1 protein-coding gene and 1 pseudogene are annotated in these 1969 nt (G+C 73.6%); both read left to right on the forward strand.

The annotated features are described in order from the left end of the window. Positions 1-1317, forward strand: a 1317-nt coding sequence (locus H5J30_RS29955; protein WP_181790512.1) for a succinic semialdehyde dehydrogenase, incomplete at its 5' end; no start/stop codon positions are given. 368 nt (positions 1318-1685) lie between these two features. Continuing rightward, a pseudogene (locus H5J30_RS29960) lies at positions 1686-1969 on the forward strand (hypothetical protein); the annotation flags it as partial.

Below are 1969 nucleotides of genomic sequence, written 5' to 3' on the forward strand. Positions count from 1 at the left end.
GACCAGGACGAGGTCCTCGACCTCGTGCAGCTGGAGACCGGCAAGGCGCGGCTGCACGCGCACGAGGAGGTGCAGGCCGTCGCGCTGGCCGCCCGCCACTACGGCCGCCGCGCCCCCGCCTACCTCGGCCCCAGGCGCCACACCGGCGCCCTGCCGACGCTGACCAAGGTCACCGAGCTGCGCCACCCGCGCGGCGTCGTCGGCCAGATCGCGCCCTGGAACTACCCGCTCGAACTCTCCGTCGGCGACGCCCTGCCCGCCTTCGCCGCGGGCAACGCGCTCGTCATGAAGCCCGACTCCAAGACCCCGCTGACCGCCCTGTGGGCGCGCCGGAAGCTGATCGAGGCGGGGCTGCCGGAGGAGGTGTGGCAGGTCGTGATCGGCCCGGGGCCGGTCGTCGGCCCGGAGATCGTCCGGCACGCCGACTACGTCTCGTTCACCGGCTCCACCCGCACCGGTCGCGAGGTCGCCCAGGGCGCCGCGGCCCGGCTCGTCGGCGCCTCGCTGGAACTGGGCGGCAAGAACGCCATGCTGGTGCTCGCCGACGCCGACGTGGAGAAGGCGGCGGAGGGCGCGGTGCGCGCGGCGTTCGCGTCGGCGGGGCAGCTGTGCATCTCCGTCGAGCGGCTGTACGTGCACGAGTCGATCGCGGACGCCTTCCTCGCCCGCTTCGTCGCCAGGACCCGGGCCATGCGCCTGGGCAACACCCTCGGCTACGGCGCCGACATGGGCTCGCTCGTCAGCGCGCAGCAGCTGGAGACCGTCACGCGGCACGTGGAGGAGGCGGTCGGCAAGGGCGCCGAGGTGCTGGCCGGCGGACGCGCACGGCCGGATGTGGGCCCGTACTTCTACGAGCCGACCGTCCTCGACGGCGTCGAGCCCGGCATGACCGTCTGCGAGGAGGAGACCTTCGGGCCCGTCGTCTCCGTCTACCGCTTCCGCGACGAGGACGACGCGGTCGCCCGCGCCAACGCGACGCCGTACGGGCTGAACGCCAGCGTGTGGACGAAGGACGGCCGCCGGGGCCGCCGGGTCGCGGCGCGGCTCCAGACCGGGACGGTGAACGTCAACGAGGGCTACGGGGCCGCGTACGGCAGCGTGCAGGCGCCCATGGGCGGGATGAAGGACTCCGGGGTCGGCCGTCGGCACGGCTCGGAGGGGATCCTGAAGTACACGGAGTCGCAGACGGTGGCGCAGCAACGGGTGGTGCCGCTGGCGCCGTTCGCGCTGGGGCCGCTGCGGTACGACGACGACAAGAGCTACGTGGCGTTCATGAGCCGGGGGCTGCGGGCGCTGAAGGCGCTGCGCTTCCGCTGAGCCGGGGCGCGGGTGGGGCCGTGCGCGGGGAGCGCGCGCCGTACGCGGGTGCGGGGACGGCCGGTCCGGGCGTCCCCGGAACCGGCCGCATCCCTGTCGGGACCGGACTGCTGTCCCCTGCATCCGGTCCGCATCCGGTGCAACGAACAGGGTGCGGCGGCGGTCACGTAACCCGGAGGCGACCGGGTGACCGATGAGAACGGACTTGCCCCCTTCCGGCCCTCCTGCTGAAACCATTCTGTGACCGGTGGGACCGGACTCCGCCTCGGATATCGGATCGTCACCGTAGGAGTCTGGAAGGGGGAGGTCCGTATGGCCTTGAATGCAGTGTCATGCACTTCCTCCGGCCCCTTGTGACGTTCCCGCGCGTGGTGCGCCACTACTCCTGGGTCGGCGCCGACTTGCCCTTAGACGAGGACGTCCTGCTGGACGCGCCCGACCAGCGTGTACGCGCCGTTCTCCGGGCCGCCGGCACGGGCGACTTCCGCCCGGCCCGCGAACTCCTCGCCGGCGCCGGGCAGGCGGCGGAGTGGGAGCGACGGGACACGTACGTCGCGGAGCTGGCGACCGCCGCACTCGACGACGACGGGTGGCTGCGGCGCTGGCGGGAGTGGGACCCGGAGTGCGGCAACGCGGCGCTGGTCGAGGCGGA

The sequence above is a fragment of the Streptomyces phytophilus genome (genome assembly GCF_013870535.1).
GTDB lineage: Bacteria > Actinomycetota > Actinomycetes > Streptomycetales > Streptomycetaceae > Streptomyces > Streptomyces phytophilus.